The sequence below is a fragment of the Flavobacterium cerinum genome, from assembly GCF_024496085.1.
GTDB classification, from domain to species: domain Bacteria; phylum Bacteroidota; class Bacteroidia; order Flavobacteriales; family Flavobacteriaceae; genus Flavobacterium; species Flavobacterium cerinum_A.
In genome coordinates, this window is record NZ_CP101751.1 from 1,533,383 (window position 1) to 1,558,814 (window position 25,432).

The following is a 25,432-nucleotide window of genomic DNA, read 5'->3' on the forward strand; positions in this document are numbered from 1 at the left end:
AGTCGCCTTTTTAAATAATACGCTTTAATAATGCAACACTTCGGATTAATTCTTCTTTTGTAGCTGAAGCAAATCCAAGACGTATCGAATTGGTTTTATAATCCGGATAATGATGCGTTTTTCCGTCCGATAACAATAGCCCTTTCTGATACGCTTTTCGGGCGAGCAATTCCAAATTGATGGCATCGTTAAAAGTGGTCCACACCGTCATGCCGCCTTCGGGAACGGTAAAGGTCACTGCATCATTTAATTCATTTGATAGTAAGTCGCAAAACAGATTACGCCTTTCTTCATAGATCGGAATTGCTTTTCGGGTATAGCGCTGTAAAGTCCCGTCCTGTACTATATCGGCCATAGCATTGTCAAGCATATGGTCGCCTTGTCGATCCAGTAAAATACGAATACGAGCCAGATGTTCTATTACATTTTCAGCAGCGACCAGATAGCCCATCCGAAATGCCGGAGAAAAACTTTTGCTAAAAGAACCGCAGTAAATAACCATACCGTTTTCATCGGCACTGGCAAGCGGTGATAACGGACGATGTTTATAATGAAAGTCGAAATCATAGTCGTCTTCAAAAATAATAAACCCGTATTCATTGGCTAAGCGCAGCAATTCCAGTCGGCGATCGATACGCAGTGATACCGTGGTCGGATAATGATGATGTGGTGTTACATAGACCATTCGTACTTTTTGTTTCTTACAAATTTCCCGAAGTTGATCCACAACCAATCCGTGTTCATCTACAGGAATTCCGATATGGCGGGCACCGGCATGAAGAAAATTATGATCGGCTCTTTTCCATCCCGGAACACCTGAAACAACAACATCACCCGGACGAATCAATGCGGTGCAAACCAGATTAATTCCCATTAGCGTTCCGCGTACGGAAAGAATGTTCTGTGCTGTAGTCCGTAATCCGCGGGTAGTGTTGAGATAATCAGATAATGTTTCCCTATAGTATTGCGGTCCGGCGGCATCGCTATAACTGCCAAACCGATGGTATAATCCGCCACGTGTAAGCTGATTGCGATACGCCCGGTATAATTCTTTTAAAGGTGCTAATCGGGGATCGGGATAACCGTCATCAAGATGAAGTTCCGGAATGGGAATGTCGCTTGTTTTATCCGGAAAATCCTGATCAGGAACAAAAAAACCGGCTGTTTTTAAAGCGTTTGGTTGTAAGCTTCCGCCTAAAGTTTTCGGTTCATGATCAATTAGATGTGAGGATATAAATGTACCGCGACCGACAAAACTTTCCAGCCATCCCTGCATTTGTAATTCGTCATAGGCTTTAGCCACTGTAATCCGGTTAAGGTGTAATAATCCGGCAACATCTCGGGTTGAAGGCAGTTTTTGTCCGGATCGAAGTTTTCCCTTTTTGATAAAATTTAGCAATGCATCGGCTAATTGAAGATAGAGCGGACGTTCAAGAGCGGGATTTAAGACAATATTTTCAACAAGGTGAATCAAAATTGGACTATCCATAATAAAATAATTGGATTGTAAATATAATCCAATGCCGGGTTAATTTTGCACATATTAAAAGAATACTATTTATGGAATATAAAATAAGAGATTGTAAACCTGCTGATTTAGATGTTCTTGTTGTGCTATGCGGGAAACATGCCGATTATGAAAAAGCGGATTACAAGGCAGAGGGTAAAAAAGAACAATTACACACGGCACTCTTTTCCGAAAATAGAATGTTGTATGGTATTGTCGCGGAAGTTGAGGATACCATAATAGGATATGCCACCTATACATTTGATTTTTCTACCTGGATGCCCAAAAATTTATTTATCTGGATTGCCTGTATCTCGAAGAGGGATATCGTAATTTTGGTATCGGAAAGGCATTGCTGGAAAAAGTAAAGACAATTGGTGAAGCAGCGGATTGCATCAATATGCAATGGCAGACCCCGGATTTTAATGAGAATGCGATTCGGTTTTACAAAAGAATAGGTGGAATAGGGAAGAATAAGGTACGGTTTACATTACCGTTATAAAAAGAATAGATATGGAAAAAATGCGAATTAGCAGTGTTTCGATTGCTGATATTGAAATACTGCAACAGATAGGAAAAGATACTTTTTTTGAAACGTTTTCGGCAAACAACTCCGAAGAAGACATGAAGAAATACCTGGAGAATAGCTTTAGTATTCCCAAATTAACAGCGGAATTGAATAATCCGGATTCACGGTTTTTTATCGTTTGGGATGACGTAAATGCTGTGGGCTATTTAAAAGTAAACTTTGGTCAGGCACAAACGGAATTACAGGATGATACTGCGATCGAAATAGAACGGATTTATGTGAAAAGTGAATATCACGGACAAAAGGTCGGTCAGTTGCTTTATGAAAAAGCATTGGAAATTGCAGAGCAGGAACAAATGAAATATGTCTGGTTAGCAGTTTGGGAAGAAAACCAGAGAGCTACTCGTTTTTATACCAAGAATGGATTTGTCGCATTTGATAAACATATTTTCCGATTAGGGGATGAAGAACAAACCGACATCATGATGAAAAAAGAGTTACGATAATAAAAGGTTTGGGTCCCTCCGTGGTCACATGAATAATAATTGTAGTTTATTCGATTAACGTGTTATTAGAATTTTGTTTACTGGTTTCGGAAGATATCAGCCGAATTTGTTAGGTAGTTTAGTCTAAAATGTTAAATTTGCGAATTAACTAGTAAAGTAGTTAAACAAACGGAATATTTTAAAAGATAAACAATAAACAAAAGGTGTTGTTGCTATTTGTGCAAATTAAGCTGTGAGCGACAATACCGGTTTTTACTAATTAAAGAAACGATTATGTCTGAAGAAATGAAAACATGTCCGCAGTGCGGATCGCCTTACGGGTATTATTTAAACGATGAAGCTTATGCCTGTCCGGAATGTACACATGAATGGAACCCGGCGGAAGCAACCGGACAAGATACTCTGGTTGTAAAAGATTCAAACGGTAATCTTTTACAGGATGGTGATGCAGTTATCGTAATCAAAGACCTACCGGTGAAAGGTGCTAAAGGGCCTATTAAAGCAGGAACAAAAGTAAAAAACATTCGTCTTACAGACGGGGATCATAATATTGATTGCAAAATTGACGGTTTTGGCGCCATGGCGTTAAAGTCGGAGTTTGTTAGAAAAGCATAGTGATCAAACCGATTGCTACTATAAAAGGACATACAATAACGTATGTCCTTTTTTGTTGGGTAAAAGCATAATTATGATCAAGTAAAACCAGCAATTGATAACCTGATTGCAATATGTTTTATAGGTCAATTATGGCTGTGTTTTTTATGAATAAGAAAAAATAAATTACTTTTATCGAAATATATTTATTGTTTTTCGATAAATGTTTTTATATTTGTCCTGTTCATTCTAAACGAATAGTTATATGGAAATTAAAATCACAACGAATCAAATCCTGAAAGTACTTCAGTTACTGTCGTGGATTATTTTTATCGGCTTATGTGTTCAGGCCGGTGCTGTTATTGTTAATACTTGTATTACACTGTTTATTAATCCAGACGGTGTGAAGAATTTTTGGGAAGGAGCGGATTACCTGTCGGAACTATATAAAAACGATACGGGTTATTTTTTGATCATTACTGTAATTATGAGTATTGTATCGGTACTGAAAGCCATTTTGTTTTACCTGATCGTTAAACTTTTTGTCGATAAAAAAATTAGTATTTCACAACCGTTTATCCCGGCTTTTCAACATTTTATCTTGAAAATAGCCTACCTGTCACTGGGAATCGGATTATTTTCTTATTGCGGACAAAACTATTCGAAATGGCTAAGTCAGGTTGGAAATAGCAATGCCGATCTACAGGTATTGGACATTGCCGGCGCGGATGTATGGTTGTTTATGACGGTCATCCTCTTTGTGATTGCTCATATTATAAAAAGAGGTGTGGAAATTCAGCATGAAAATGATTTAACGATTTAAGATATGGCTATTATTGTAAATTTGGATGTTATGATGGCGAAACGGAAGATGTCATTGAATGAACTTTCTGAGAAAGTAGGGTTGACGTTATCGAATTTGTCTATTTTAAAAACCGGAAAAGCAAAAGCGATACGATTTAGTACACTTGAAGCAATATGCGAGGTTTTGGAATGCCAACCGGGTGATATTCTGGAATACGTAGAGGATAAAAAATAAGATAACAAAAAATGCTCAGTCATAATGATTGAGCATTTTTGTTTTAACGGATTCCTTATCGGATTAATTCGTTTCAGCATATTCTTTAAAATTATCAAGTATAGCTTGCCAGCCTCCTTTTTGCATTTCAATCGGATTTTGATTTTCCGGATCAAAAGCAATAATTAGTTCGGTCGGATTGTCAGATCCGTTGAAGGATACTGTAACCTGTCTGCCGTCCGGCATAGTGTACGTAAAGCTGTTACCGGGTTCAATCGCATCATAGATGGCTTCGAACTCAAAGCCGAAACTACCGTCTTTGGCTTCCATTCGCGCCGAATATTTACCGCCAACCTGCATGTCGTTTGAAGCCGACGGACAATGCCATGACGGATGAGCAAAGTTCCATTTTTTTATATGTTCCGGTTGTGTGTAATAATCCCAAACCTTATTCTTATTAGCGGCAATGGTTGTGTTGATTGTGATTTTTGAGGTCATAATTATGATTTTAGGGTAGTTAATAAATCGTCTAATTTTTCCAATGTTGCCGCCATACCTTGTTCCATTCCCATTTGAATTATAGTTTCAAGATCGGCTAATGATTTATAGGTAACGATGGTTTCTACTAAAGTGTTTTCTGCTTTATCCGTAAAATTTACAAGCCATTCTGCACTTGGTAGATTGGTATTAATCTCACCGGCTTCATTTGTGAAAGCATCCCATGCGGTATAATAATCAATCGGTTTTATTTTTTGATAAGCAATCCAGTTCCAATAGGTTGTACCGTTTGGCTCAATCATGGCATAATGCCAATGTCCGCCTTCGCTAAAATTCATTGCTTTTGTTTTGGTCGTAAGCGGTTTTGGCGCAAACCATTGATCCAATAGTTCACTTTGCGTATAGCAGTTCCAAACCAATTGACGATCGGCTAGAAATTCTCGTCTGATGGTCAACGTGTTTTTTTCTTTATCGACTATAAAGTCGAATTGCAAATTGTGTTTCATTTTTTCTGGTTTTTTAGGTTGAGTAATAGATGGTCAAGTTGGTCAAAGCGGCTTTCCCAAATCTTGCGGAATTGTTCCAGCCATTGGTCAATTTCTTTCATTTTGTCAATTTCAAGCTGATAGTAAATTTCGCGTCCCTGTTGTTCCGGTCTTACCAATTTGCATTCCGCGAGTATTTTCAGATGTTTGGAAACAGCTTGTCGCGTGGTGTTAAAGTGCTCGGCAATGGCATTGGGTGTCATTGACTGTACGGCAATTAACGTTAAAATGGCTCTTCGGGTCGGGTCGGCTATAGCTTGAAATATATCTCTTCTCATGTTTGGATTATTTTATATGAAACCAATCAGTTGCAAATGTATGTGAAACTATTCGGTTGCGCAAATTTTTTATTGAAAATTTTTAAAATTAAAGAGATACATAAAATCAAAAGAAATGTTAGTAGAGAAAAATTACCTTTACAATAAGCTAAACATCCTAAATGAAAACCGTCATCTTTAAAAAAAGCGAATGTGAAACCGATTTCCTGTTAACGGTAAGAGACTGGCAAAGCCTACGATATACGCATGTTATAACGGATACTTATAATACGGATTATTTTGAGGTGCTTTTTTTTAAACGAGCTAAAGGATATGTTGAGCTCAATCATAGTGAGATAGCGGTTACCGATAATACAATTGTTTTTATTTCGCCGTATCAAAAACGAAAATGGAAACTGGATCCGGATCATCTGGATTTTACAATGCTGATTTTTCAGGAAGATTTTCTGAATGATTTTTTCTCGGATAAACTGTTTACCTATAGAATGTTGTATTTCTACCAGTTGAAATGCCCGCTGAAACTACCGGTCGCACAAGATGAAATGGAAAAATATTACAGTACGCTAATGGAAATCAAAGCCGAATTACAACATATTCGTATGGATAGTGTTCATATTATTCGTTCGTTGTTGTATTATCTGTTACAGAAATTAAACCGGAATTATTCGGAAATGTACGATTTGCCATTGGAATTGCCGGTAAACAATTATGCCTATCAGTTTAAGCAACTGATGGAAGTACACATAAAAGAAAAACAAAGAATTGAAGATTACTGTGAGCTCTTACGCATTAGCCGAATCACCTTAAATAAAGCGGTAAAAGCCCAATTTAATCTGACGGCTTCTCAGCTTTTAAAATACCGGCTACTACTGGAAATAAAGAATTTATTACTGTTTTCGGAATTGAATGTAAGCCAGATTGCCGGAGAACTTAATTTTTCGGAAGCGGCTCATATGATGCGCTTTTTTAAACAACAAACCGGAATAACCACCGGAGCATTTTTGCAGGATTATCAAAATGGCAGGATTTGATCCGGAAATGGTAGGAGTGTAAACCGGTTATTACGGTTACTTTGCTATGTAGATTACGGCTTACGCTTGCTACAAAACAAACACTTTTATTGACTTTAAATGTTTAAATTATGTCAGATACTACCATAATTCCAATTCCTACGGTACAATTATTTCGCAATGCAACTTTAAAAATCAATTATGCAGATAAGACTTTTCTTCTGGATCCGATGTTTTCAGATAAAGGCATGTTACCTTCATTTGCCGGAATAAGTCAAAATCCAACTGTCGGACTTCCGTTTGCTATTGCTACCTTATTGCAAAATATCGATTATGTAGTGGTGAGTCATACGCATCCCGATCATTTTGATACGGTTGCCGCAACAATGTTGGATCCCGATATTCCGGTTTTAATTCAGCCGGACGATATAGTCTTTTTTAAAGAACAGCCTTTTAAAAATGTAAAAACAATTATGGATAAAGTCGTAATTGACGATGTGACAATTTATCGGACATCGGGAAAACACGGAAAAGGGAAGGTGCTTGAAAAAATGGGAACCATCTCCGGATTTGTATTTCAGGCAATGGGATATCCGACCCTCTATATTGTAGGCGATTCCATTTGGAATGAAGAAATCCGACAAAATTGTACTGCATTTAACCCGGATTATATTGTGGTAAATTCTGGCGGAGCCGTTTTACCGCCCTTTGCTGAAGACGGACCGATTATCATGGATGAAGAACAGGTTATAACACTTATGGAGGAAGCATCGGAAGCGAAAGTAATTGCCGTTCATATGGAAGCTTTGGATCATTGTCGGACTACCCGTAATTCGCTTCGGACGAAAGCCAATGAAAAGAATATTACTCGCGATCGGTTATTAATTCCAAATGATGGTGAAACAATCCGATTACAATAAGTATCAAAAAAATAAAAAAGCCTCCGAAGTGGAGGCTTTTTTGTTGATCAGGAATTTACATTCTATTGGTTTCTTCGTTTAATGAAGCGGCTTTTATCGTTTTGGATTTACCGCCTCCGAAATAATAAGTAGCCTGTAAATAAAAACGTCGGGTTTCCCATCGATTAGTCCAGTCGGTAGTGACATTTTGTACTTCGGTTACTTTGTGGTACAAGCTTTTTCTCAAAATATTGGTACAACCGCCGGATAATTGGATTTTCTTATTCAGTAGGTTTTTCTTGGCCGAGATACTAAAATCACCGATGGCTTTGGAATAGCCGTTCGGAACGGTCGAACGTCCGGCATAAAAGCCATTTACATTAATGGTCCAGTCATTTTTTAAAGTAAGATTTTCACTTAGGTTAATTTCGTGTCTGAAACCGTTTCCACTATATTGAAATCCCGGAATATCAGATGATTCACTGCTGTAAGTCGCCTCAGCCGTAAGTTGCATCGACCACCAAGGTGTTATCGAATACGGATAGGAAGCTGAAAAACCGATTTTTTTTCCGGTGGCCGCATTGGCTTCATAGGTGACATTGTAATTTCGGTCTTCCTGATAATCAATAACATTGATAAACCCGTTTTTATAAAGGTAGCCGTATAAACTTAAATTTAACGCATTCTTGTAAATATAACCCAACTGAAAACTGTGATAAAATTGCGGTTTTAACGCCGGGTTTCCTTTTTGTAACGTATAGGCATCCAGATATAAATAATACGGATTTAGGGATAAATAACCCGGGCGACCTATACGACGGCTATAGCCAATTTGGAACCGGTTGTTACCTTCTTTGTAGTTGATAGAAAAGGAAGGGAAAAAATTGATATAACTGTCGGTGTTCGATTGATGATTGATGAAGGAAACGGCTTCGTATTGATAATGTTCTGCGCGTAGTCCGGCCATAATATTCCATTTGTCCAGATTAAGTTCAAGCTGCGCATAAGCCGATGTAAGATGTTCTTTATACGTAAAGTCATTGGTTAATAAACTGTCGGGAATAATTAAAAGCCCGGAATTATTAGTGTTATAACGATTGTAATAATCCATATTAATATAAGAATACTTAAAACCGGTTTCCAGATGTAAAGGACGGATTAAGCGTTGACGTAAATCACTTTGAGCCGTAAGGATGGTATAGCGGGTATTATTATTACCATTTAGCTGCATATAAGATTGATCCGGATAATCATTCCGCAGATAGCCGTCGGATGACGTTGTATATCGCGCCAGATTGGCCTGTACATCGAGTTTGGTGGTAATACTGTCGTTTGTGAAATTATAGAAAATATTACCGGTGATCCGTTCCGTTGGTTTTAACAAATGTTGTGTCAGCTTTACAGTATTGACGGCGGAGCCATTAAGAGATTCGTAAGTGGCGCCATATGTTTCCTCATCAGAATCCGAACGATAATATTGCCAATCAGTACTGATTAGTTGTTTCTTCGAAAGCTTTCGTTCGATGGCCAGATTTAGATTTTTTGAAGTAGTTTCCGGTAACCATTCATTAGTTTGATCAATAGTACGTATTCCCTGTGAAGTTACAATGTTTTGTGTGATATGACGGTGATTAACGGAGTTTCCTTTGTAATAAGACGTGTTACCGTTAATATTCCATAACGAATCACTATAATAGATTCGGCCGCCGTATTGATGTTTGAAATATTCACCATAAGAAGCCCAGGCATATGCGTTTCCGCTCAGGGATTTTTCTTTCTTTTGTTTTAAAACGATATTGATGATTCCGGCTGTACCCGAAGCATCGTAACGGGCAGATGGTTGCGCTATAATTTCTACTGAGGCAATATCATCGCCTTTTAGCGAACGGATGAATTCACGAAGCGCTTCACCTTGTAAAGAACTTTTCTTTCCATTGATCATAATTTGAATGTCACCATTGCCGCGGAATAAGAGGTTTTCATCTTTATCAAGTCGTATTCCGGGTAGTTGCTGAAGGGTTTCGAGTCCGTTGTTTCCCGCACCGATTCCGGCCATTTGGATGTTGTAAATCATTTTATCTCCTCTGGAGGTAACGGCATTTTGCTTGGTTTTGATCACCACTTCCTTTAAGGTTGTTGTCGGTTTTAAGGTGGCTTTTATTACTAAAGGAAATTTGTTTTCCTGTGTTTTCTGAATATAATCGTCATATCCGATATAGCGTATTGTTAGAATACCGTTATTGAAAGTAGTCGGAATTGCTACTGAAAAGTGACCGTTGTCATCGGTTTGGACGGTAGTAATAATTTGCTGTAATGTGTCGGTTACAATTACCGATGCATAAGGTAATGTCTGACCGGAATCACGATCGGTTACTGTTCCGGTAATGTTTTGCTGCGCAGCTATAGAAGCGGATGCCAGTAAAAAAGTAAATAATAAAATAACTGATTTCATATGTTGATTTATATGAGGCAAGATTACGAAACCTGAAAAGCATCTGGTTTGAAAAAGTATGAAGTTGCGATATTGTATGATAAAACAGCGCTAAAAAGAGATTTGTGTTTTGGTTGTATAAAAAGTAGCTTTGATATAAGATTTTCGGGGTTTCATAAGAATCGGATTAAAAGCTATTTTGAAAAGCCATATTTTCGTGGTATGTTAAAGAAAAAAGAATTACGCTACCATATTCTCTTCTGGGGTATCATGATGATACTTGATCACTTATTGGAGAGTATCATGAGGGACAAGCATCACGAATTTACCTGGAAAATGTTGCAGGGTTTCGGTTTTACCGGACTGCAAATGTTGATCTTTTATCTCAATTATCTTTGGATTTGTCCGAAAACGATTCCGTATAAAAAATGGAAAACACTCGCATTAGGACAATTGGGGTTGTTTTTTCTATTCCCGGCATTGCGTTTTATCATAGAAGAAATAATCATATTCAATATTGTCGGAAATCACAATTATGTAATGGAAGATTTAACGGTGGTCTATTATGTCTACGATAATTCCTATTATGTGATACGGGTATTATTATTGAGCTCGATTGTTTACATTGTGAAAGATTTGTGGATAACGAATGAAAAAATGAATGTATTACAACTGGAAAAAAAACAAGCCGAACTTCAGGTGTTGAAAAACCAGCTAAGTCCGCATTTTCTGTTTAATACACTTAATAGTTTTTACTCGGATTTGTATGATACCCAGCCTAAAGAAGCCGCTGATATTATGAAGTTGTCAGAAATGCTGCGATATGTAACCTATGAAAATGAAAATGATTTGGTATTGCTTCGGAATGAAATGGTTTTTCTTCAACATTATATTGATCTCTTTCAAAGACGATTTGATAATACTATTGCAGTCGAGTTTCGTTATCCGGACAACATGAAGGAATATCGGATTCCTTCGTTGTTATTGATCCATTTTGTTGAAAATGCGTTTAAGCACGGAATATTGGACGACGAAAATCACCCGGTTAGTATTGCTGTTCGTATTGAAGGTGATAGACTGTTGTTTACGTCGACCAATCACTATCGTAAAAGTGAGCATTATGATGAACGGGGTATCGGACAAAAAAATATTGTGCAAAGACTGGCTATTTTGTTTCCTGATGATCATGTTTTAAAAGTGGATCAGGACGAAAGTAGCTATACTGTGATTTTAAATATACCTTTGTTATAATGCAACATTTAACCTGTATAATAGTCGACGATGAGCCGCATGCGATAAGGCTACTTCAAAAATACACCGATCAGCTTCCCGGACTCGAATGTGTCGGAACTGCTACCCGGGCTATAGAAGCATTACAGTTGGTCGAACAACTACAACCCGATATTGTTTTTCTGGATATTCAGATGCCGGACCTAACCGGATTACAATTGTCGGCGATCATAAAAGATAAAGTGAAAATAGTTTTTACAACAGCTTATCCGCAATTTGCCGTTGAAGGTTTCGAACAGGATGCTGTTGATTATATGCTTAAACCGATTGCTTTTAATCGTTTTATTGCCGCAGTCGAAAAAGTGCGCAAAATAGCGGATCAACCAAAAAGTAAACCGGTAGCAGAAACGATTCAGGAGTCGTATTTTTTTGTAAAAACAGACGGAAAGAATCGTTTTAAACGTATCCTGATACAGGATATATATTATATCGAAAGTATCAAGAATTATGTGGTAATTCACACCGGCGAAGAACAGGTTATTACTTATAGTACGTTAAAACATTTTGAAGAGCATTTGCCGGAAGAACACTTTGTAAAGATTCATAAATCGTATATGGTGGCTTTAGGGAAAATTGAGAAAACAGACAATAATGAGGTTTGGATGCTGAATAAAAGTTTGCCGCTAGGGGATACGTATAAAGCCGACTTCTTTAAGCGGGTTCATCAGTTTTTGCTCTGATATTATTACTATACCTGACAGGTTTTTAAAACCTGTCAGGTATAGTATTTGTTTTTTAAAACCTGTCTGGTGTAGTATCTGGTTTGCCGCCGTATTGTTTCAATAGCTCCCAGATCTTGTAAAACACCTGATTGCCTTCTTGTGTCGAAAAATTTGTGTTGAACATCATAATCCGACCAATATTGGTTTCGGGATCGAAAAATAGCATGGACATAACACCGGGATCACCTCCGGTATGTCCGATATAACCGGTATAGCCGAATCCGATAAAAATACCGACATTATAGGATTCGTTATAAGGATTGTTAGTAGGCCGATCGGTAAAATTTTCAGCGGATAATTGCGGCTTAAAAAACTCCCGGTAGCTTTCCTTAGAAAGAATTTTCCCTTTTCCGTTATAACCTCGAATCAATTCCTGTAGATAGAAACTTAAATCCTGTATTGAGGTCATAAAACCGCCGTCGGGATAGGAACTCATCGTATAATAGGGAAGCAAAATTTTCGGATCCTGATAGTAACGGGATAACTTCTTAAAATCGATGGTATTGAATTTCCAACCGGAATCTTTTAGTTGTAATGGTGTCAGAATGTGTTTTTGTGTAAAGCGATCGAATGATTCACCGGTTGCCTGTTCAATAATATAGGCAGCCAAAGTCGTTCCTGTATTGGAGTATTCATACAGCATACCCGGTTTTTGGTTTTGAAATGTATTTTCGGTATACCATTTTTCGCCGGGAATAAGCATGTTTTTTAGGAAAGTGTTTAAAGGTAATGCTGTATCGGACGGGTTAAAAACCTGTGTTTCGTCAAACACCAAAGGTAATCCGGTTAGCTCCTGATCACTTTTTAAATAGTAATTCTGACTTAAGTAATATTCATTGTCCAGTATTGTCGAAGTATGATTCGCCAGATGTCTTATTGTAATCGGAATATTCGGAAAATAGGGGTTGTTTACTTGAAACGGCAGATAATTATTGATAGGATCATCTAATCGGAGTTTGCCCATTTCCTGCGCTTTTAAAAGCGCTATTCCAACAAAAGTTTTGGAAACGGATGCAATACTTTGGACGGTTTGGGTACTATACGATTTTTGAAGGGCTACATCGGAATATCCGAATCCGTTTTGATAGCGTATTCCGGTTTCGTCTACTATCGCTACGCCAAATCCGTTAAAATAACCTTTTTTGTAAAGCTGTTGCAATTGTTCGGTCAAGGAATCGGAAGCAGATTGATTCAAAGTCGTGGAAAGGTTCTTTTTCGGAGCCGAGCAGGAAACAGTCATCAGTAGGATGATTGCGATAGTAAAGAATTTGGTTTTCAATGGGATAGCTTTCGTTTTTACGAATATACGGATTATAATTGGTTGCCCGACCGATTTTACACCAGACCGATTTTACACCTGACAGGTTTCAAAAACCTGTCAGGTGTAGCAATAATGTTAGTTATCGTAATTCTCCTCTATTTTCGTAATAGCCGTTATGATGCTTTCTGTATTGGCATGTTCTTTCCGGATTTGTCTTTTGCCGATAATAAAATATGCGATTAGCATCCAGGCGGTATAAATGATAAGGGTGATCACTTTCGTTCTTGTGGATAAAGGTTGTACAATTTCGTAGGCATATAGACCAAAAGCAATATTCAATATAATATAATAGAGTAGTGTGTAAGTTGTGTTTACTTTTTGCTGAAAACTATAGAATTGCTTGATAGCTACCATAGCGATTTGAGGTGAAGCCGTCAGGTCCGTTTTCTGTAGTTTGTGAACCATTACTAATCGCAGTGCCGAATAGCCGGCTATTGCAGCAAACATCAGTCCGATCCCAGTATAAGTTGTCAGCATTTTAAAGTCGATGCTATTAACCAACCAGGCAATAAATACTATTGTTAGTAATAAAATCAAAACCTGAATACGGATTTTCTTAGTCATGGATTGTTGTTCTTTTTTCGCTTTATTGATGATAACAGTAACATCAGGTAGCGCACTGGTATTTTGTTGTTGCCAGATTTCCTTCAGATTGTCAAACGCTTTCATATTTACTGTAAATGGTGTTTAATTGTTGTTTTATCCGGTGTATTTTTACTCTTAAATTTCCCTCGGTAATTCCGGTTGCACTGGCGATTTCGCTATAGGGAACATCTTCGAGGAGAAGTGTGATGATCAAACGATCTGATTCGTTGAGCTGACTAATACATTTGTATAAAAGCTGAATTTGTTGTTCTTTTTCATTGCCCTCTTCATTTTCTATTTTTATTTGTTCCGAACTTAAATCCGTTGTTTTTTTATTCTTTTGTGACCGGATATGATATAAGCAGGTATTGACGGCTATTCTGTATATCCAGGTACTGATTTGCGCCTCACCCCGAAACTTGTCCTGATTTTGCCAGACCCGGATAAACACTTCCTGTAAAAGATCATCGGCTTCCATACTATTTCCGGTATAACCCAGACAAACACGATGAATCTTTGTGGCATAAGTAGTGTATAATTCCCGGAAATAGCTGTCTTTTTGTTGTTCTGTCGACACGGGCTTATTTTTGATTTAAAAAGTTGTCAATTGCATTGTAAAACCATTCCGGAGCATCATACATTATAAAATGCTTACTATCGGCTACCTGTATCGTTTTGTTGGGTAATGCTGCATATTGTTCTTTATAGATTTTTTCACTGTTTTCTTTCGTATTAAAGAGACTTGTTAAGATTAAAGTCGGACTTTTTATTTTAGCAATATCGGTTCTAAGATCGGTAAGTGACATTTCTACTATTGTTGAACCGAGTGTTCTGCGGTCACCGGCGAAGCTCCATTCGGCAATTTGTTTGGCTCTGGCTGTATCACGTACCTGATATAACATCATTTTTGTCATATTCGTAACATAGCCTTCACTCGGAATGGCTTTAAAATTATTAATCACTGCTTCTTTGTTAAAGCGAGGATCTTCTTTTATTGAAGCAACAGTGGTTTCCGGTTTGGTTAGTGCCGAGATAAACGGAACTCCGTCTACACAAATAATTTTTCCGAATAAATCAGGTTGTGAACTGCTTACCCATAATGACATAAAAGCACCAAGACTGTGACCGATTAGGATTGGTTTGTTCAACTTGTTGTCTTTTACATATTGTATTAATTGATCGTGCACAGTTTGCAATACCGGATCTTCAATTGGTTTTACTCCGGCATAACCGGCAATGGTAAGAATGTGCAATTGGTAGTTGTTTTTTAAATGATCGGCGGTTTCTTTCCATACAGCACCGCTGCAAGAATAGCCGGGAATCAGAATTATCGGTTGGCCTTTTCCGGTTACTTTTACTTCAAAAGCTTTTTGTTGTGCATTAACGGTTGAGAGTGAGAATAGTAATAATAGTAATAATAGTGTAAGCATTAGATTTTTCATAATAACTGCGTTTTAAGATTTGTTTTCTTTTGATGCAGTTGTTTACTAATTGTTACAACCGGATGAAAAAAAATCGCTGCATAATTGCAGCGATCTTAATTTATAATAGTTCAAGTGTTCTTTCAAGTGCCATTCCGCGAGAACCTTTTATTAATAAGGTGTGTTCTTTTGGAATATTGTTTTGGAAATAATTAGCAAAGTCTTCAAAGTTTGCGAAAAAATGCAAATGAGGTTGATCTACCTTGGAAGCAAAGAAATCTTTTCCGATAAAATAGGTTTTGATTTCCGGCGTACGACTCACCAATTCCACAATGTTTTGATGTTCATCAATACTCTCGTTTCCTAGTTCAAACATATCGCCCAGTATTGCAATTTTAGAACGGTCTTCTAATTGAGCGAAGTTTTCCAAAGCGGCAGTCATACTGCTTGGATTAGCATTATAGGCATCCAGGATAATATGATTGCTGTTTTTTTCAATCAGTTGCGAACGGTTATTACTTGGAATATAATTTTCAATCGCGTTTTTAATGGCTTCCGTCGGAACGTTAAAATATTTTCCTATGCTAATAGCTGCATTGATATTATTGGCATTATAAATTCCGATTAAGTGAGATTGTATCTCAATATTTTCATAACCTATTTTAACCATCGGATTGGCTGAAACCGATTGGATTGTTACATCACTTCCTTCGTTTTGTGAAAAAGTATAACGTGTCAGGTTTTGTGTTTTCTCTTGCTGAATAATGTCATCCAGATTGACAAAAGCAGTTTTAGCATGTTGCTCCAGATATTGATACAATTCGCTTTTCCCTTTGATTACACCTTCAGTTCCGCCAAAACCTTCCAAATGTGCTTTTCCGAAATTGGTAATATAACCGAAATCCGGTTGAGCAATACGACAAAGCATTTCAATCTCCTTTTGATGATTGGCCCCCATTTCTACAATACCGATATCGGTATCCTCTGTAAACGATAATAAGGTTAAGGGTACACCGATATGATTGTTTAGATTGCCGATTGTTGCTTTTGTGTTGTATTGCTGCGATAACACGGCATTAATAAGTTCCTTGGTTGTGGTTTTTCCGTTACTACCGGTTAGAGCAATAATTGGAAGCCCTAGTTGCAGGCGGTGGTAATTAGCGAGTCCTTGTAATGCTTTTAAACTGTCCGGAACCAGTAACATTTTGTCTTCGTCCGTAAAATATTTTTTATCGTCTATAACAACAAATAAAGCACCTTTGTTAAGGGCTTCAGCGGCAAATGTATTGGCGTCAAAGTTGTCTCCTTTTAATGCAAAAAACAAGGAGTTGGGCTCTATTTTTCGGGTGTCAGTACAGATACTGGTGCTTTGTAAAAAACACTGATAAAGTTCTTCTATTTTCATGTTGTGAAAGTACTAAAAAAATAAAAGCCCTAAAATAAATTAGGGCTTTTAAAGTATGTATGAAAATTAAATTATCCTCTGGCTTTTTTCTTACCTGATTTTGGACCTACTTTAGACATTGCACATCGGAATCCGATATAGTCAGTAGCCATATCTTGTGGGTAATATCTTCTTGATGCAGGATCTAACCAGTAAGCTCTGTCTCTCCAAGATCCACCTTTGTAAACTCTACTGTCGTCGTTTACTAAAGTAGTTCTTTTGTCAGAATGGTCATATTTTCTAATCAAGTTACCAAGACTGTCTTTTGTTACAGAGTGTTTCGGTGAATCGTACATTCTGTTTTTGTCGTCTTTTTTCTCGTCAGCTTCTTCTTCATTTCCGAAGTTGTAGAAACGAGTTGATTGTTTATCACCATCTCTATAGTTTCTGTTATCACTCTTAGAGAAGTTTTGTCTTAAATACGTTTCGTTGTCATCGATTGCTACCTGAGCGATTTGTCCAGGGAAGTTACGAGCCATGATTCTACCGTTACTTAATGTATCATAAGTGATGTTTTCAGTAGTAACCATTTCAACTTTTCCGTCTTCACCGATTTTGTTTTTCATGTAAACGTTACCTCTGTAGTAGTTGAAGTCATTCGCTTCATCATCAACAATTGGTCTGTATACATCGGCAACCCATTCAGCTACGTTACCGGCCATATCGTATAAACCGAAATCATTTGGCGGGTATTTTTTAACTTCATTAGTGATGTCAGCTCCGTCATCAGACCATCCGGCAATTCCTCCGTAGTCTCCTTTTCCTTGTTTAAAGTTCGCTAACTGGTCACCTCTGTATTGTCTTTTTCCGGAACGTGTGTATTGTCCGCTCCAAGGGTATTTTTTCTTCCCTTTGTAAGTGTTGTACTCACGGATTCCTCCTAAAGCTACAGCAGCATATTCCCACTCTGCTTCAGTTGGTAGTCGGTATTCCGGTAAGATAATACCTGATGTTCTTTGCGCATAAACGTTTTTAGCGTCGTCTTTAGCGGCTAATTTATTTCTTTGTCCTTTGTAAACAAGCTCTTCGTTTCCACCATAAGTAGAAGTAGGTGACGCTAAGTAAGATTCTGTACTAAAAGTGCTTTCTGCTTTCACTTCTGTAATTTTAGAATCTTTTTTAAGGTAGCCTTCGCGCTCTAAAATAGCTTCGTTCACACGGTCAGTTCTCCATTTGCTAAACTCAACAGCCTGAATCCAGTTTACACCAACTACTGGGTAGTTTGCATAAGCCGGGTGTCTTAAATAGTTGTTGGTCATTGTCTCGTTATATCCTAAACGATTTCTCCATACCAAAGTATCCGGTAATGCACCAACATAGATATTTTTATAATTCTCATCTGTTGGAGGGAAAATGGTTTTTAACCAGAATAGGTACTCGGTATACATGAAGTTAGTTACCTCGGTCTCATCCATATAGAATGACTGAACATGCTGCTGGTTTGGAGTGTTATTCCAATCGTGCATTGGGTCATCTTGCACTTTACCCATAGTAAATGTTCCACCTTCTACGGCAACCATTCCTGGAGGGGTCTCCTGTTTTTTGTACTTCGCATTGTATTGGAAACCACCTTTTTTATCGTTGATCTTCCAACCAGTAGCCGCAGAAGTTCCTTTTGACCCCGATTTTTTACTACAACTAGTAAAACCAATCGATAGCGATAATGCTGCCATCAATTGTAAAGCCATAATTCTGTTGATTTTCATACTTTCAGTTAGGTATAATTTTAGTGCCGCAATATAATAATTAACCATTAAACGACAACAATTTTTTTGTGATTTATTAAAACTAATTGTAAATTTTTGTTAAATCTAATATAAAGAACGTCAGTTGTATTTGGATATTGTGTATAAGTCCTATTTATTTATATCGGGCTCGAAATTAGTTTTTCCAAAAAATATTTTTTCTCTTTGTAATATCTCTGAAATTAATACGTTTTGATCTTGATGAAAAAATATATACTCTTTGTCTTCTTGTTTGTCAGCCTGCTGTCTTTTGCGCAGCAGAAAGAGCATATTGTTATTGAGTGGAAACCGGCAGCCGGTATACAGTTTGAAACTGTTAATTATATGGTACCGCAATTTAATGCCGATAACTTTGAGTTTAACGCCGATTTAAAGAGTATTCGTTACAAGAAAGCTTTTGCTGTTTCCGGTCAGATTGATGTTAAATCACTAAAGATTTCCAATGTTGTGTATGAGACAATTTCTCAAAATGATTTGAAAGATCTTTCAGTAACAGCATTGCCGGATAAACTTAACGAAAAGTTAGAGTTCGTTATTGCTCGTGAAGATTATAAAGCGATGTTGGTTTTTTCTCCTATTATTAAGGTAGGAGGAGGATATAAAAGAGTAGTATCATTAGATGCAGAATTTACGACCGGTGCTGCTGCAAGATTGTCGGCTGAAAACTTTAATGTTAATGCGGTTTCGAATTCAGTATTGGCATCAGGTGATTTTTATCGTTTCTATGTAGACCGATCCGGGGTTTATAAAATATCCAGAAGCTTTTTGCAACAACTCGGAATGAATGTTAATGTTGATCCGAGAAATATTAAAATTTACGGTAACGGCGGTCGTATGTTGCCGTTGCTTAACAGTACGCCTTATCCGGATGATCTGGAGGAAAATGCTATTCAGGTGATCGGTGAGAATGACGGTGATTTCGGAGAATACGACTATATTATATTTTATGCCGAAGGCCCGGAAGGATGGAATAAGGAAAGTTTAACAAATGTGAATCTTTATTCGGATCGTTCACATTATTATATTACGACTAAAGGTGGTGCCGGGAAAAGAATTAATACGAATGTACAGCCTACAGGTGCGCCGACAGTAAGCTATAATCAGTTTGATGATTATCAGTTTCATGAAGTGGATAAAGTTAATATCGGACGTTTGGGACGTAAATGGTTCGGTGAAATGTTTGCAATTGAAAATGAACAAACATTTAAATTTCAGATACCGAATATTGTAACCACCGTACCGGTAAAAATAAGAGTGAACGCAGCTTCGGCTTCTTATGGAAGTTCGTCGTTGAAGGTAAATGTTAATGAACAAAGTGTAGGAACGATTCCGTTTGCTTCGTTGAGTCCGGATGTACATGTGGCGGCATATGAATCTTTATTGGAAAACACTTTTACTGCAACCAGCGGTGAAATTGCTGTTAAGCTTACGTATGATAACGGAGGGGTGCCTTCTTCAAACGGTTATCTGGATTATATTGCACTGGAATCACAACGGCAATTGTCGGGTTACGGAAAACAATTCCTGTTTTACCGGAATGATGCCGCTAATAATATAGGTGTAGCCGAATATGTGCTGTCAAATGCTGTTGGTGTCGGACAGGTTTGGGATGTGACGGATATTTATAATGTTACAAAATTTGAAAACCAGGGACAGGCTACATTTTCTTTTAAAGCGAATTTAGGTGAAGTACGAAAATATGTGGCAGTTGATTATAATGATTTGTATTCACCGTTAAATGACGGAGCGGGACGTATCCCGAATCAGGATTTAAAAGGAACTATATTTAAAAATCAACAAGGTGAATTTCAGGATGTGGATTACCTTATTATAACTCCGGCAGCTTTAAACGGACAGGCGGAACGACTAGCTAATTTTCATCGTAATAATTCCGGGTTAAATACAAAGGTGGTGAATCTTGAAAATATTTATCATGAATTCTCATCCGGAAAACAAGATGTAGCTGCTATTCGGAATTTTATTAAATATGTATACTGGAATGCGTCGACTCCGACAAAAAGAGTGCGCTATATAAATATGTTCGGAGATGCCTCGTTTGATTATAAAAACAGAATTCCGAATAACACGAATATCGTACCGGTTTTTCACGGACTTAATCCGAATGATCCGAAAATTAATAACTCACAAAACTTTTCGGCTTATGCAACTTTTATGTCGGATGACTTTTATGTGTTGATGGATCCGAATGAAGGTCCGATGACAACAACTTCAGGGTTGGATATTGCGGTTGGAAGAATGTTGGTGAGTTCCAATCAGCAGGCTGCTGAAATGGTAAATAAAGTATTAGAGTATCACGATGAAAGATCATACGGAAGATGGCGCAATAATTATGTGCTGATTTCGGATGATGCGGATAATCCAACCGATGCAACCTTGCAATTTGATTTGGATAAATTAGGAGATGAATTATATAGGGAGAAGCCTTTTGTAAATGTCAAGAAAATACATACCGATTCGTATTTACAAGAAGTGGCTGCCGGTGGGGAACGTTATCCGAAAGCAAGACTTGATATATTGGAAGCTTTTGCACAGGGAGCTTTGGCGGTGAATTATTTTGGACATGGTGGAGAAGATGGTTTGGCGGCTGAACGTATTTTTGATAAAACGGATGCGCAAAACCTGACAAATCGTTTCCGTTATCCGTTGTTTATTACGATTACCTGTGAATTTACCCGTTTTGATAATCCGTATCGTCCTACTGGTGGAGAATATATGTATTGGAATACGGCAGGTGGAGCAGTTGCTTTGGTGGCAACAACAAGGGAAATCGGAATTACAACCGGATTAAACATGAATAAATCATTAAGTAAATATTTGTATTCTTTCGGTTCGAATAACTACGATACAATGTCGGAAGCTTTGCGTAGAACTAAAAATGAAAATCTTACCGATAATAGAAATGTGGTTTTCTTTATTGGTGATCCGGCGGTAAAACTGGCGATACCGAAACCGAAAATCAAGTTGACAAAAGTGAATGATGTGCCGTTGGCGCAATTTAATGATGCGTTACAGGCATTGGCTTATGTGAAAATGACCGGAGAGGTGACGGATGAAAATGATAACCCGCTGACATCGTATAACGGAGATCTGGCGGTTCAGATTTTTGATAAGAAAATTTCCAGAAGTACGTTAGGAAATAATGGTGCTACAAATGGTAATGGTCTTATCATTATGAATTTTAAAACGCTGGGTGAAACGGTTTTTAGAGGAAATGCTTCGGTAACAAACGGTGCTTTTGAATTTGGTTTTGTAATGCCGAAAGATATCCGGATTCCGGTTGGAAACGGAAGAGTGAGTTTTTATTCCAAAAAAAGACAGATATTAGAAAATCAAACGGGTTATGATACGTTAATTAAAATAGGAGGGATTAATCCGAACGCGGCTGTAGATAATACACCGCCGAAAGTGCGATTGTATATGAATGATGAATCGTTTGTTTCAGGTGGTATTACGAATGCGTCACCGTATTTGTTGGCTTTCCTGGAAGATGAAAACGGAATTAATACCGCCAGTGGAATCGGACATGATATTATCGGTATTTTGGATGGTGATGAAACGAAGCCGTATGTAATGAATGATTATTATGAGACGTTTCCGGATGATTATACAAAAGGAAAGCTCCGGTTTCCGTTCCGTAATCTGGCAAAAGGATTGCATACGCTGACGTTTAAAGCCTGGGATGTATATAATAATCTGGTGACGGCCGAAATACAGTTTGTGGTAGTAGGAGATGAAGGGCTGGAGCTGGATAAAGTGTTAAATTATCCTAATCCTTTTGTAAGTTATACTGAATTTTGGTTTACACATAACAGTCCGTATGAGCCGTTGGATGTACAGGTGCAAATCATGACAATTACCGGAAAAGTAGTGAAAACAATTAACCAATCTATTATGACTGAGGGATTTCTGTCACGTGATATCAAGTGGGACGGAAGGGATGATTTCGGAGACAGGATCGGAAAAGGAGTATACGTATATAAACTAACGGTTAAATCTTCCGTTTCAAATAAAAGGGCCGAAAAGTACGAAAAACTTGTAATCCTTTAATAAAATATTATATTTGTTGAATTAAATCAAATGATAGCTAATGAGAAAAATTGCAATATTATCGTTGTGCTTATTTGCAGGCGCAACACAATGGATGCAAGCGCAAGATAGAGTTATTACTACCGGAGTTCCTTTCTTAATGATTGCTGCCGATGCTAGAGCGGCGGGTATGGGAGATATCGGAGTATCGAGTTCTTCTGATGCTTATTCGCAACAATACAACCCGGCTAAATACGCTTTCGCCTTGACGAAACAAGGGTTTTCTGTGAGTTATACCCCATATCTTACATCAATTGCCAATGATATTTCATTAGGTCAGATTACCTACTTTAATAAAATAAACGAACGTAGTGCCTTTGCCGGTAGCTTACGCTATTTCGGATTAGGTGATATTCAGTTAACCGATGCATTGGGTAACCAGTTAAATACGGTTAGCCCGAACGAATTTGCATTGGATGCGTCTTACTCATTGAAGTTGAGCGAGCAGTTTGCAATGGCGGTTGCCGGACGTTATATCCGTTCTAACCTGAAAATTAATGACGGAACTAACGATGCTTCTGCTGCTAATACATTTGCAGTTGACGTAGCCGGTTTCTATCAGTCGGAAGAAATGGCTTTTTCTGATTTTGACGGACGTTGGAGAGCTGGTTTTAACTTTCAGAACATGGGGCCGAAAATCAGTTATGATAACGACGATTTAAGTAGTAACTTCCTTCCTGCTAATTTAAAACTGGGTGCCGGTTTTGATTTTATCTTGGATGAATACAATAAAGTATCCGTGATGGGAGAGGTGAATAAATTGTTAGTGCCGACACCACCAAACCCGGATTTAAACGGAGATGGTATTGTAACGGCTGACGAAAGAAATACCGCAATTTCAGATTACAGAAAAACAGGCTGGGTTTCCGGTATGTTTAAATCATTCGGTGATGCGCCTGACGGAATCAGCGAAGAGTTAAAAGAATTTACCTGGGCTTTAGGAGCAGAATATATGTATCAGAATTCATTCGCTTTACGTGCCGGGTATTTTAATGAAAGTGAATTAAAAGGAGCCCGTAAATATTTTACAATGGGAGCCGGATTTAAATATAGTGTTGTAAAAGTGGATGTATCCTATTTGTTCTCAACGTCAAAAGTGAGAAACCCGCTTGAAAATACATTGCGATTCTCTCTGACATTCAATTTCGGAGATTCGTATGATGAATATTAGTCGTTAATAATATAATAAACAAAGTGTCCAAATTCCGGAAGGAATTTGGATTTTTTGTCTAAAAGAAGTTTGATATGAAGAAAATAGATGTAACTACTACGTTTTTGGTTTATGATTCCGAAAAAGAACTACCGGAAGATGTAAAGCCATTAATGGAGCAGGCAGTGGAGATTAGAAAAAAAGCATATGCGCCTTATTCAAGATTTAAAGTAGGAGCCGCAATTTTATTGGATAACGGAAAAGTGGTTGTCGGTTCAAATCAGGAAAATGCAGCTTATCCGTCAGGACTTTGTGCGGAAAGAGTAGCCATTTTTCAAGCCGGGGCATTGTATCCGGATGCTCAGATAGTAAAAATTGCTATTTCGGCAACTTCCGAAGATAAACCGGTTGAATCGCCGATACCACCTTGTGGTGCATGCCGCCAGTCGATAGCAGAATATGAATTCAAACAGGAAAAACCGATTGAACTCTATTTTATGGGAGAAATCGGAGAGGTATATAAATCAGAATCCCTGCAAAATATATTGCCGTTCCACTTTGATAAAAAATTCCTGTAGCGAAATGTTATTCTTGTAACGGTTTTGTGTGGAATTGTGAAGAGATGCTAAGCGGAAATGGTATTGTTTTAAAAAGAAGGGCGTATAAAGGCCTTGTTTTTAAAAGTTGACAAAAAAATAACAAAAATACATTCCGGTAAATTTTTACTTCTTCTTAGTATGTCTTATTTTTGCCCTTCGCAAAATTGTGTAATGTGCCGTGTTCTGTTTTGGCAGATTAATGCAGTGCAACAGCAAAAGAAAAAGCAATATGAAAGAAATCACAAAAGAAGTTTACCTTAAATGGTATGAAGACATGCAGTTCTGGAGAAAGTTCGAAGACAAACTGGCTGCATTATATATACAACAAAAAGTTAGAGGTTTTTTGCATTTGTATAACGGACAGGAAGCTGTTTTAGCAGGTGCGCTTCATGCAATGGACCTAAGCAAAGACAAAATGATTACAGCTTACCGTAACCACGTTCAGCCAATCGGAATGGGAGTTGACCCAAGAAGAGTTATGGCCGAATTGTTAGGAAAAGCGACAGGAACATCTAAAGGATTAGGTGGTTCAATGCACATCTTCTCTAAAGAACACGGATTTTATGGTGGACACGGTATCGTTGGGGCGCAAATCCCGGTAGGTGCAGGTATTGCTTTTGCTGATAAATATTTCGGAACCGGTGGCGTTACATTAACGTATTTCGGAGACGGAGCTGCTCGTCAGGGATCACTTCACGAAGCATTCAACATGGCCATGTTATGGAAACTTCCTGTAGTATTTATTGTTGAAAACAACGGATACGCAATGGGAACTTCTGTAGAAAGAACAGCAAATCATACCGATATCTGGAAATTAGGTTTAGGATATGAAATGCCATGCGGACCGGTAGACGGAATGAATCCGGTAAAAGTAGCGGAAGCGATGTCTGAAGCGATCGAAAGAGCCAGAAGAGGTGACGGACCGACTTTCATTGAAATGAAAACGTACCGTTACAGAGGACACTCAATGTCCGATGCACAACATTATCGTACTAAAGAAGAGGTGGAAGAATACAAAAAAATCGACCCGATTACTCAGGTATTAGATATCATTAAAGAAAATAACTACGCTACGGAAGCTGAAATCGAAGCAATTGATCAACGAGTGAAAGACCTGGTTGAAGAATGTGAGAAATTCGCGGAAGAATCGCCGTATCCGGATTTAAGCGTAATGTATGATGTAGTATACGAACAAGAGAATTACCCATTTTTACCACATAAATTATAATCGAT

At 37.8% G+C, this 25,432-nt stretch carries 25 protein-coding genes; 14 read left to right on the forward strand and 11 right to left on the reverse strand.

Annotated elements, in window-relative coordinates:
• Nucleotides 1-10 precede the first annotated feature (10 nt).
• Nucleotides 11-1,489: an aminotransferase-like domain-containing protein gene (locus NOX80_RS06730; RefSeq protein ID WP_256552540.1), complete on the reverse strand. Its 1,479-nt coding sequence runs from the start codon at nt 1,487-1,489 to the stop codon at nt 11-13.
• A 71-nt stretch (nt 1,490-1,560) separates the two neighbouring features.
• Here NOX80_RS06730 and NOX80_RS06735 point away from each other — a divergent pair, with 71 nt between their 5' ends.
• The 6 genes from NOX80_RS06735 (at nt 1,561) to NOX80_RS06760 (ending at nt 4,175) form a co-directional block, all read left to right on the forward strand.
• The gene (locus tag NOX80_RS06735) at nt 1,561-1,875 is read left to right on the forward strand and encodes a hypothetical protein (RefSeq protein WP_256552541.1); all 315 of its coding nucleotides are present in this window, start codon (nt 1,561-1,563) and stop codon (nt 1,873-1,875) included.
• On the forward strand, nt 1,848-2,009 hold the full coding sequence (locus NOX80_RS06740) for a GNAT family N-acetyltransferase (RefSeq protein ID WP_256552990.1): 162 nt from the start codon (nt 1,848-1,850) through the stop codon (nt 2,007-2,009). Before NOX80_RS06735 ends, NOX80_RS06740 begins: the two co-directional genes overlap by 28 nt.
• Nucleotides 2,010-2,029: 20 nt before the next feature.
• Nucleotides 2,030-2,542, forward strand: coding sequence for a GNAT family N-acetyltransferase (locus tag NOX80_RS06745; RefSeq protein WP_371926090.1), 513 nt, complete (start codon nt 2,030-2,032; stop codon nt 2,540-2,542).
• Between the two features lie 273 nt (nt 2,543-2,815).
• Entirely contained in the window at nt 2,816-3,157 is a 342-nt protein-coding gene (locus tag NOX80_RS06750) for a zinc ribbon domain-containing protein YjdM (RefSeq protein WP_256552543.1), read from the forward strand.
• Between the two features lie 244 nt (nt 3,158-3,401).
• Complete coding sequence (locus tag NOX80_RS06755) at nt 3,402-3,959, forward strand: DUF2975 domain-containing protein (RefSeq protein ID WP_256552544.1); 558 nt, start codon at nt 3,402-3,404, stop codon at nt 3,957-3,959.
• A 3-nt stretch (nt 3,960-3,962) separates the two neighbouring features.
• Nucleotides 3,963-4,175, forward strand: a complete 213-nt coding sequence (locus NOX80_RS06760; RefSeq protein WP_256552545.1) for a helix-turn-helix domain-containing protein — start codon at nt 3,963-3,965, stop codon at nt 4,173-4,175.
• A 63-nt stretch (nt 4,176-4,238) separates the two neighbouring features.
• Here NOX80_RS06760 and NOX80_RS06765 read toward each other — a convergent pair whose 3' ends face one another.
• The 3 genes from NOX80_RS06765 to NOX80_RS06775 are packed head-to-tail and all read right to left on the reverse strand — an operon-like array spanning nt 4,239 to nt 5,475.
• Complete coding sequence (locus tag NOX80_RS06765; protein WP_256552546.1) at nt 4,239-4,652, reverse strand: SRPBCC family protein; 414 nt, start codon at nt 4,650-4,652, stop codon at nt 4,239-4,241.
• A 2-nt stretch (nt 4,653-4,654) separates the two neighbouring features.
• Nucleotides 4,655-5,158 (reverse strand): SRPBCC family protein, encoded by a 504-nt coding sequence (locus tag NOX80_RS06770; protein WP_256552547.1) that lies wholly within the window; start codon nt 5,156-5,158, stop codon nt 4,655-4,657.
• Nucleotides 5,155-5,475 carry an ArsR/SmtB family transcription factor gene (locus NOX80_RS06775; RefSeq protein WP_256552548.1) on the reverse strand — a complete coding sequence of 107 codons (321 nt, stop codon included), beginning with the start codon at nt 5,473-5,475 and terminating at the stop codon, nt 5,155-5,157. The genes NOX80_RS06770 and NOX80_RS06775 overlap by 4 nt, the downstream gene beginning before the upstream one ends.
• 161 nt (nt 5,476-5,636) lie before the next feature.
• Between NOX80_RS06775 and NOX80_RS06780 the strand changes: the two genes are divergently transcribed.
• Together NOX80_RS06780 and NOX80_RS06785 are read left to right on the forward strand one after the other, a co-directional pair.
• A complete protein-coding gene (locus NOX80_RS06780; protein WP_256552549.1) occupies nt 5,637-6,506 on the forward strand; it encodes a helix-turn-helix domain-containing protein in 870 nt (289 codons plus the stop codon).
• 110 nt (nt 6,507-6,616) lie between these two features.
• The gene (locus NOX80_RS06785) at nt 6,617-7,405 is read left to right on the forward strand and encodes an MBL fold metallo-hydrolase (protein ID WP_256552550.1); all 789 of its coding nucleotides are present in this window, start codon (nt 6,617-6,619) and stop codon (nt 7,403-7,405) included.
• 55 nt (nt 7,406-7,460) lie between these two features.
• Here the strand turns inward: NOX80_RS06785 and NOX80_RS06790 are convergent, their stop codons facing one another.
• Complete coding sequence (locus NOX80_RS06790; protein WP_256552551.1) at nt 7,461-9,836, reverse strand: outer membrane beta-barrel family protein; 2,376 nt, start codon at nt 9,834-9,836, stop codon at nt 7,461-7,463.
• 201 nt (nt 9,837-10,037) lie between these two features.
• On the opposite strand from NOX80_RS06790, the gene NOX80_RS06795 reads away from it, so the two are divergent.
• Together NOX80_RS06795 and NOX80_RS06800 are read left to right on the forward strand one after the other, a co-directional pair.
• Nucleotides 10,038-11,066: a sensor histidine kinase gene (locus tag NOX80_RS06795; RefSeq protein WP_256552552.1), complete on the forward strand. Its 1,029-nt coding sequence runs from the start codon at nt 10,038-10,040 to the stop codon at nt 11,064-11,066.
• Nucleotides 11,066-11,785 carry a LytR/AlgR family response regulator transcription factor gene (locus NOX80_RS06800; RefSeq protein WP_256552553.1) on the forward strand — a complete coding sequence of 240 codons (720 nt, stop codon included), beginning with the start codon at nt 11,066-11,068 and terminating at the stop codon, nt 11,783-11,785. The genes NOX80_RS06795 and NOX80_RS06800 overlap by 1 nt, the downstream gene beginning before the upstream one ends.
• 55 nt (nt 11,786-11,840) lie before the next feature.
• Here the strand turns inward: NOX80_RS06800 and NOX80_RS06805 are convergent, their stop codons facing one another.
• The 6 genes from NOX80_RS06805 to gldJ form a co-directional block, all read right to left on the reverse strand.
• The gene (locus NOX80_RS06805) at nt 11,841-13,106 is read right to left on the reverse strand and encodes a serine hydrolase domain-containing protein (protein WP_256552554.1); all 1,266 of its coding nucleotides are present in this window, start codon (nt 13,104-13,106) and stop codon (nt 11,841-11,843) included.
• Between the two features lie 117 nt (nt 13,107-13,223).
• Nucleotides 13,224-13,817, reverse strand: a complete 594-nt coding sequence (locus NOX80_RS06810) for a hypothetical protein (RefSeq protein ID WP_256552555.1) — start codon at nt 13,815-13,817, stop codon at nt 13,224-13,226.
• Nucleotides 13,804-14,310 carry an RNA polymerase sigma factor gene (locus tag NOX80_RS06815; RefSeq protein ID WP_256552556.1) on the reverse strand — a complete coding sequence of 169 codons (507 nt, stop codon included), beginning with the start codon at nt 14,308-14,310 and terminating at the stop codon, nt 13,804-13,806. Before NOX80_RS06815 ends, NOX80_RS06810 begins: the two co-directional genes overlap by 14 nt.
• A 4-nt stretch (nt 14,311-14,314) precedes the next feature.
• Nucleotides 14,315-15,175 (reverse strand): alpha/beta fold hydrolase, encoded by an 861-nt coding sequence (locus tag NOX80_RS06820; protein ID WP_256552557.1) that lies wholly within the window; start codon nt 15,173-15,175, stop codon nt 14,315-14,317.
• Between the two features lie 100 nt (nt 15,176-15,275).
• Nucleotides 15,276-16,559 carry a UDP-N-acetylmuramoyl-tripeptide--D-alanyl-D-alanine ligase gene (locus tag NOX80_RS06825; RefSeq protein ID WP_256552558.1) on the reverse strand — a complete coding sequence of 428 codons (1,284 nt, stop codon included), beginning with the start codon at nt 16,557-16,559 and terminating at the stop codon, nt 15,276-15,278.
• Between the two features lie 71 nt (nt 16,560-16,630).
• Nucleotides 16,631-18,304 carry a gliding motility lipoprotein GldJ gene (gene gldJ / locus NOX80_RS06830; RefSeq protein ID WP_256552559.1) on the reverse strand — a complete coding sequence of 558 codons (1,674 nt, stop codon included), beginning with the start codon at nt 18,302-18,304 and terminating at the stop codon, nt 16,631-16,633.
• A gap of 240 nt (nt 18,305-18,544) precedes the next feature.
• Between gldJ and porU the strand changes: the two genes are divergently transcribed.
• The 4 genes from porU to pdhA all read left to right on the forward strand — a co-directional run bounded on the left by porU (nt 18,545) and on the right by pdhA (nt 25,427).
• On the forward strand, nt 18,545-22,411 hold the full coding sequence (gene porU, locus NOX80_RS06835; RefSeq protein WP_256552560.1) for a type IX secretion system sortase PorU: 3,867 nt from the start codon (nt 18,545-18,547) through the stop codon (nt 22,409-22,411).
• 40 nt (nt 22,412-22,451) lie between these two features.
• Nucleotides 22,452-23,621, forward strand: coding sequence for a type IX secretion system outer membrane channel protein PorV (porV, locus tag NOX80_RS06840; RefSeq protein ID WP_256552561.1), 1,170 nt, complete (start codon nt 22,452-22,454; stop codon nt 23,619-23,621).
• 74 nt (nt 23,622-23,695) lie between these two features.
• Nucleotides 23,696-24,178: a cytidine deaminase gene (gene cdd, locus NOX80_RS06845; protein WP_256552562.1), complete on the forward strand. Its 483-nt coding sequence runs from the start codon at nt 23,696-23,698 to the stop codon at nt 24,176-24,178.
• Nucleotides 24,179-24,428: 250 nt separating this feature from the next.
• Nucleotides 24,429-25,427 (forward strand): pyruvate dehydrogenase (acetyl-transferring) E1 component subunit alpha, encoded by a 999-nt coding sequence (gene pdhA, locus NOX80_RS06850; protein WP_256552563.1) that lies wholly within the window; start codon nt 24,429-24,431, stop codon nt 25,425-25,427.
• The last annotated feature ends 5 nt before the right edge of the window (nt 25,428-25,432 follow it).

Coding starts and splice junctions, on each gene's coding strand:
- NOX80_RS06750 (WP_256552543.1), top strand. CDS start 2,816: ATGTCTGAAGAAATGAAAACATGTCCGCAGTGCGGATCGCCTTACGGG.
- porU (WP_256552560.1), top strand. CDS start 18,545: ATGAAAAAATATATACTCTTTGTCTTCTTGTTTGTCAGCCTGCTGTCT.
- NOX80_RS06735 (WP_256552541.1), top strand. CDS start 1,561: ATGGAATATAAAATAAGAGATTGTAAACCTGCTGATTTAGATGTTCTT.
- NOX80_RS06825 (WP_256552558.1), bottom strand. CDS start 16,559: ATGAAAATAGAAGAACTTTATCAGTGTTTTTTACAAAGCACCAGTATC.
- NOX80_RS06790 (WP_256552551.1), bottom strand. CDS start 9,836: ATGAAATCAGTTATTTTATTATTTACTTTTTTACTGGCATCCGCTTCT.
- porV (WP_256552561.1), top strand. CDS start 22,452: ATGAGAAAAATTGCAATATTATCGTTGTGCTTATTTGCAGGCGCAACA.
- NOX80_RS06755 (WP_256552544.1), top strand. CDS start 3,402: ATGGAAATTAAAATCACAACGAATCAAATCCTGAAAGTACTTCAGTTA.
- NOX80_RS06820 (WP_256552557.1), bottom strand. CDS start 15,175: ATGAAAAATCTAATGCTTACACTATTATTACTATTATTACTATTCTCA.
- NOX80_RS06795 (WP_256552552.1), top strand. CDS start 10,038: ATGTTAAAGAAAAAAGAATTACGCTACCATATTCTCTTCTGGGGTATC.
- gldJ (WP_256552559.1), bottom strand. CDS start 18,304: ATGAAAATCAACAGAATTATGGCTTTACAATTGATGGCAGCATTATCG.
- NOX80_RS06760 (WP_256552545.1), top strand. CDS start 3,963: ATGGCTATTATTGTAAATTTGGATGTTATGATGGCGAAACGGAAGATG.
- cdd (WP_256552562.1), top strand. CDS start 23,696: ATGAAGAAAATAGATGTAACTACTACGTTTTTGGTTTATGATTCCGAA.
- NOX80_RS06730 (WP_256552540.1), bottom strand. CDS start 1,489: ATGGATAGTCCAATTTTGATTCACCTTGTTGAAAATATTGTCTTAAAT.
- NOX80_RS06765 (WP_256552546.1), bottom strand. CDS start 4,652: ATGACCTCAAAAATCACAATCAACACAACCATTGCCGCTAATAAGAAT.
- NOX80_RS06785 (WP_256552550.1), top strand. CDS start 6,617: ATGTCAGATACTACCATAATTCCAATTCCTACGGTACAATTATTTCGC.
- NOX80_RS06780 (WP_256552549.1), top strand. CDS start 5,637: ATGAAAACCGTCATCTTTAAAAAAAGCGAATGTGAAACCGATTTCCTG.
- NOX80_RS06810 (WP_256552555.1), bottom strand. CDS start 13,817: ATGAAAGCGTTTGACAATCTGAAGGAAATCTGGCAACAACAAAATACC.
- NOX80_RS06775 (WP_256552548.1), bottom strand. CDS start 5,475: ATGAGAAGAGATATATTTCAAGCTATAGCCGACCCGACCCGAAGAGCC.
- pdhA (WP_256552563.1), top strand. CDS start 24,429: ATGAAAGAAATCACAAAAGAAGTTTACCTTAAATGGTATGAAGACATG.
- NOX80_RS06800 (WP_256552553.1), top strand. CDS start 11,066: ATGCAACATTTAACCTGTATAATAGTCGACGATGAGCCGCATGCGATA.
- NOX80_RS06745 (WP_371926090.1), top strand. CDS start 2,030: ATGCGAATTAGCAGTGTTTCGATTGCTGATATTGAAATACTGCAACAG.
- NOX80_RS06770 (WP_256552547.1), bottom strand. CDS start 5,158: ATGAAACACAATTTGCAATTCGACTTTATAGTCGATAAAGAAAAAAAC.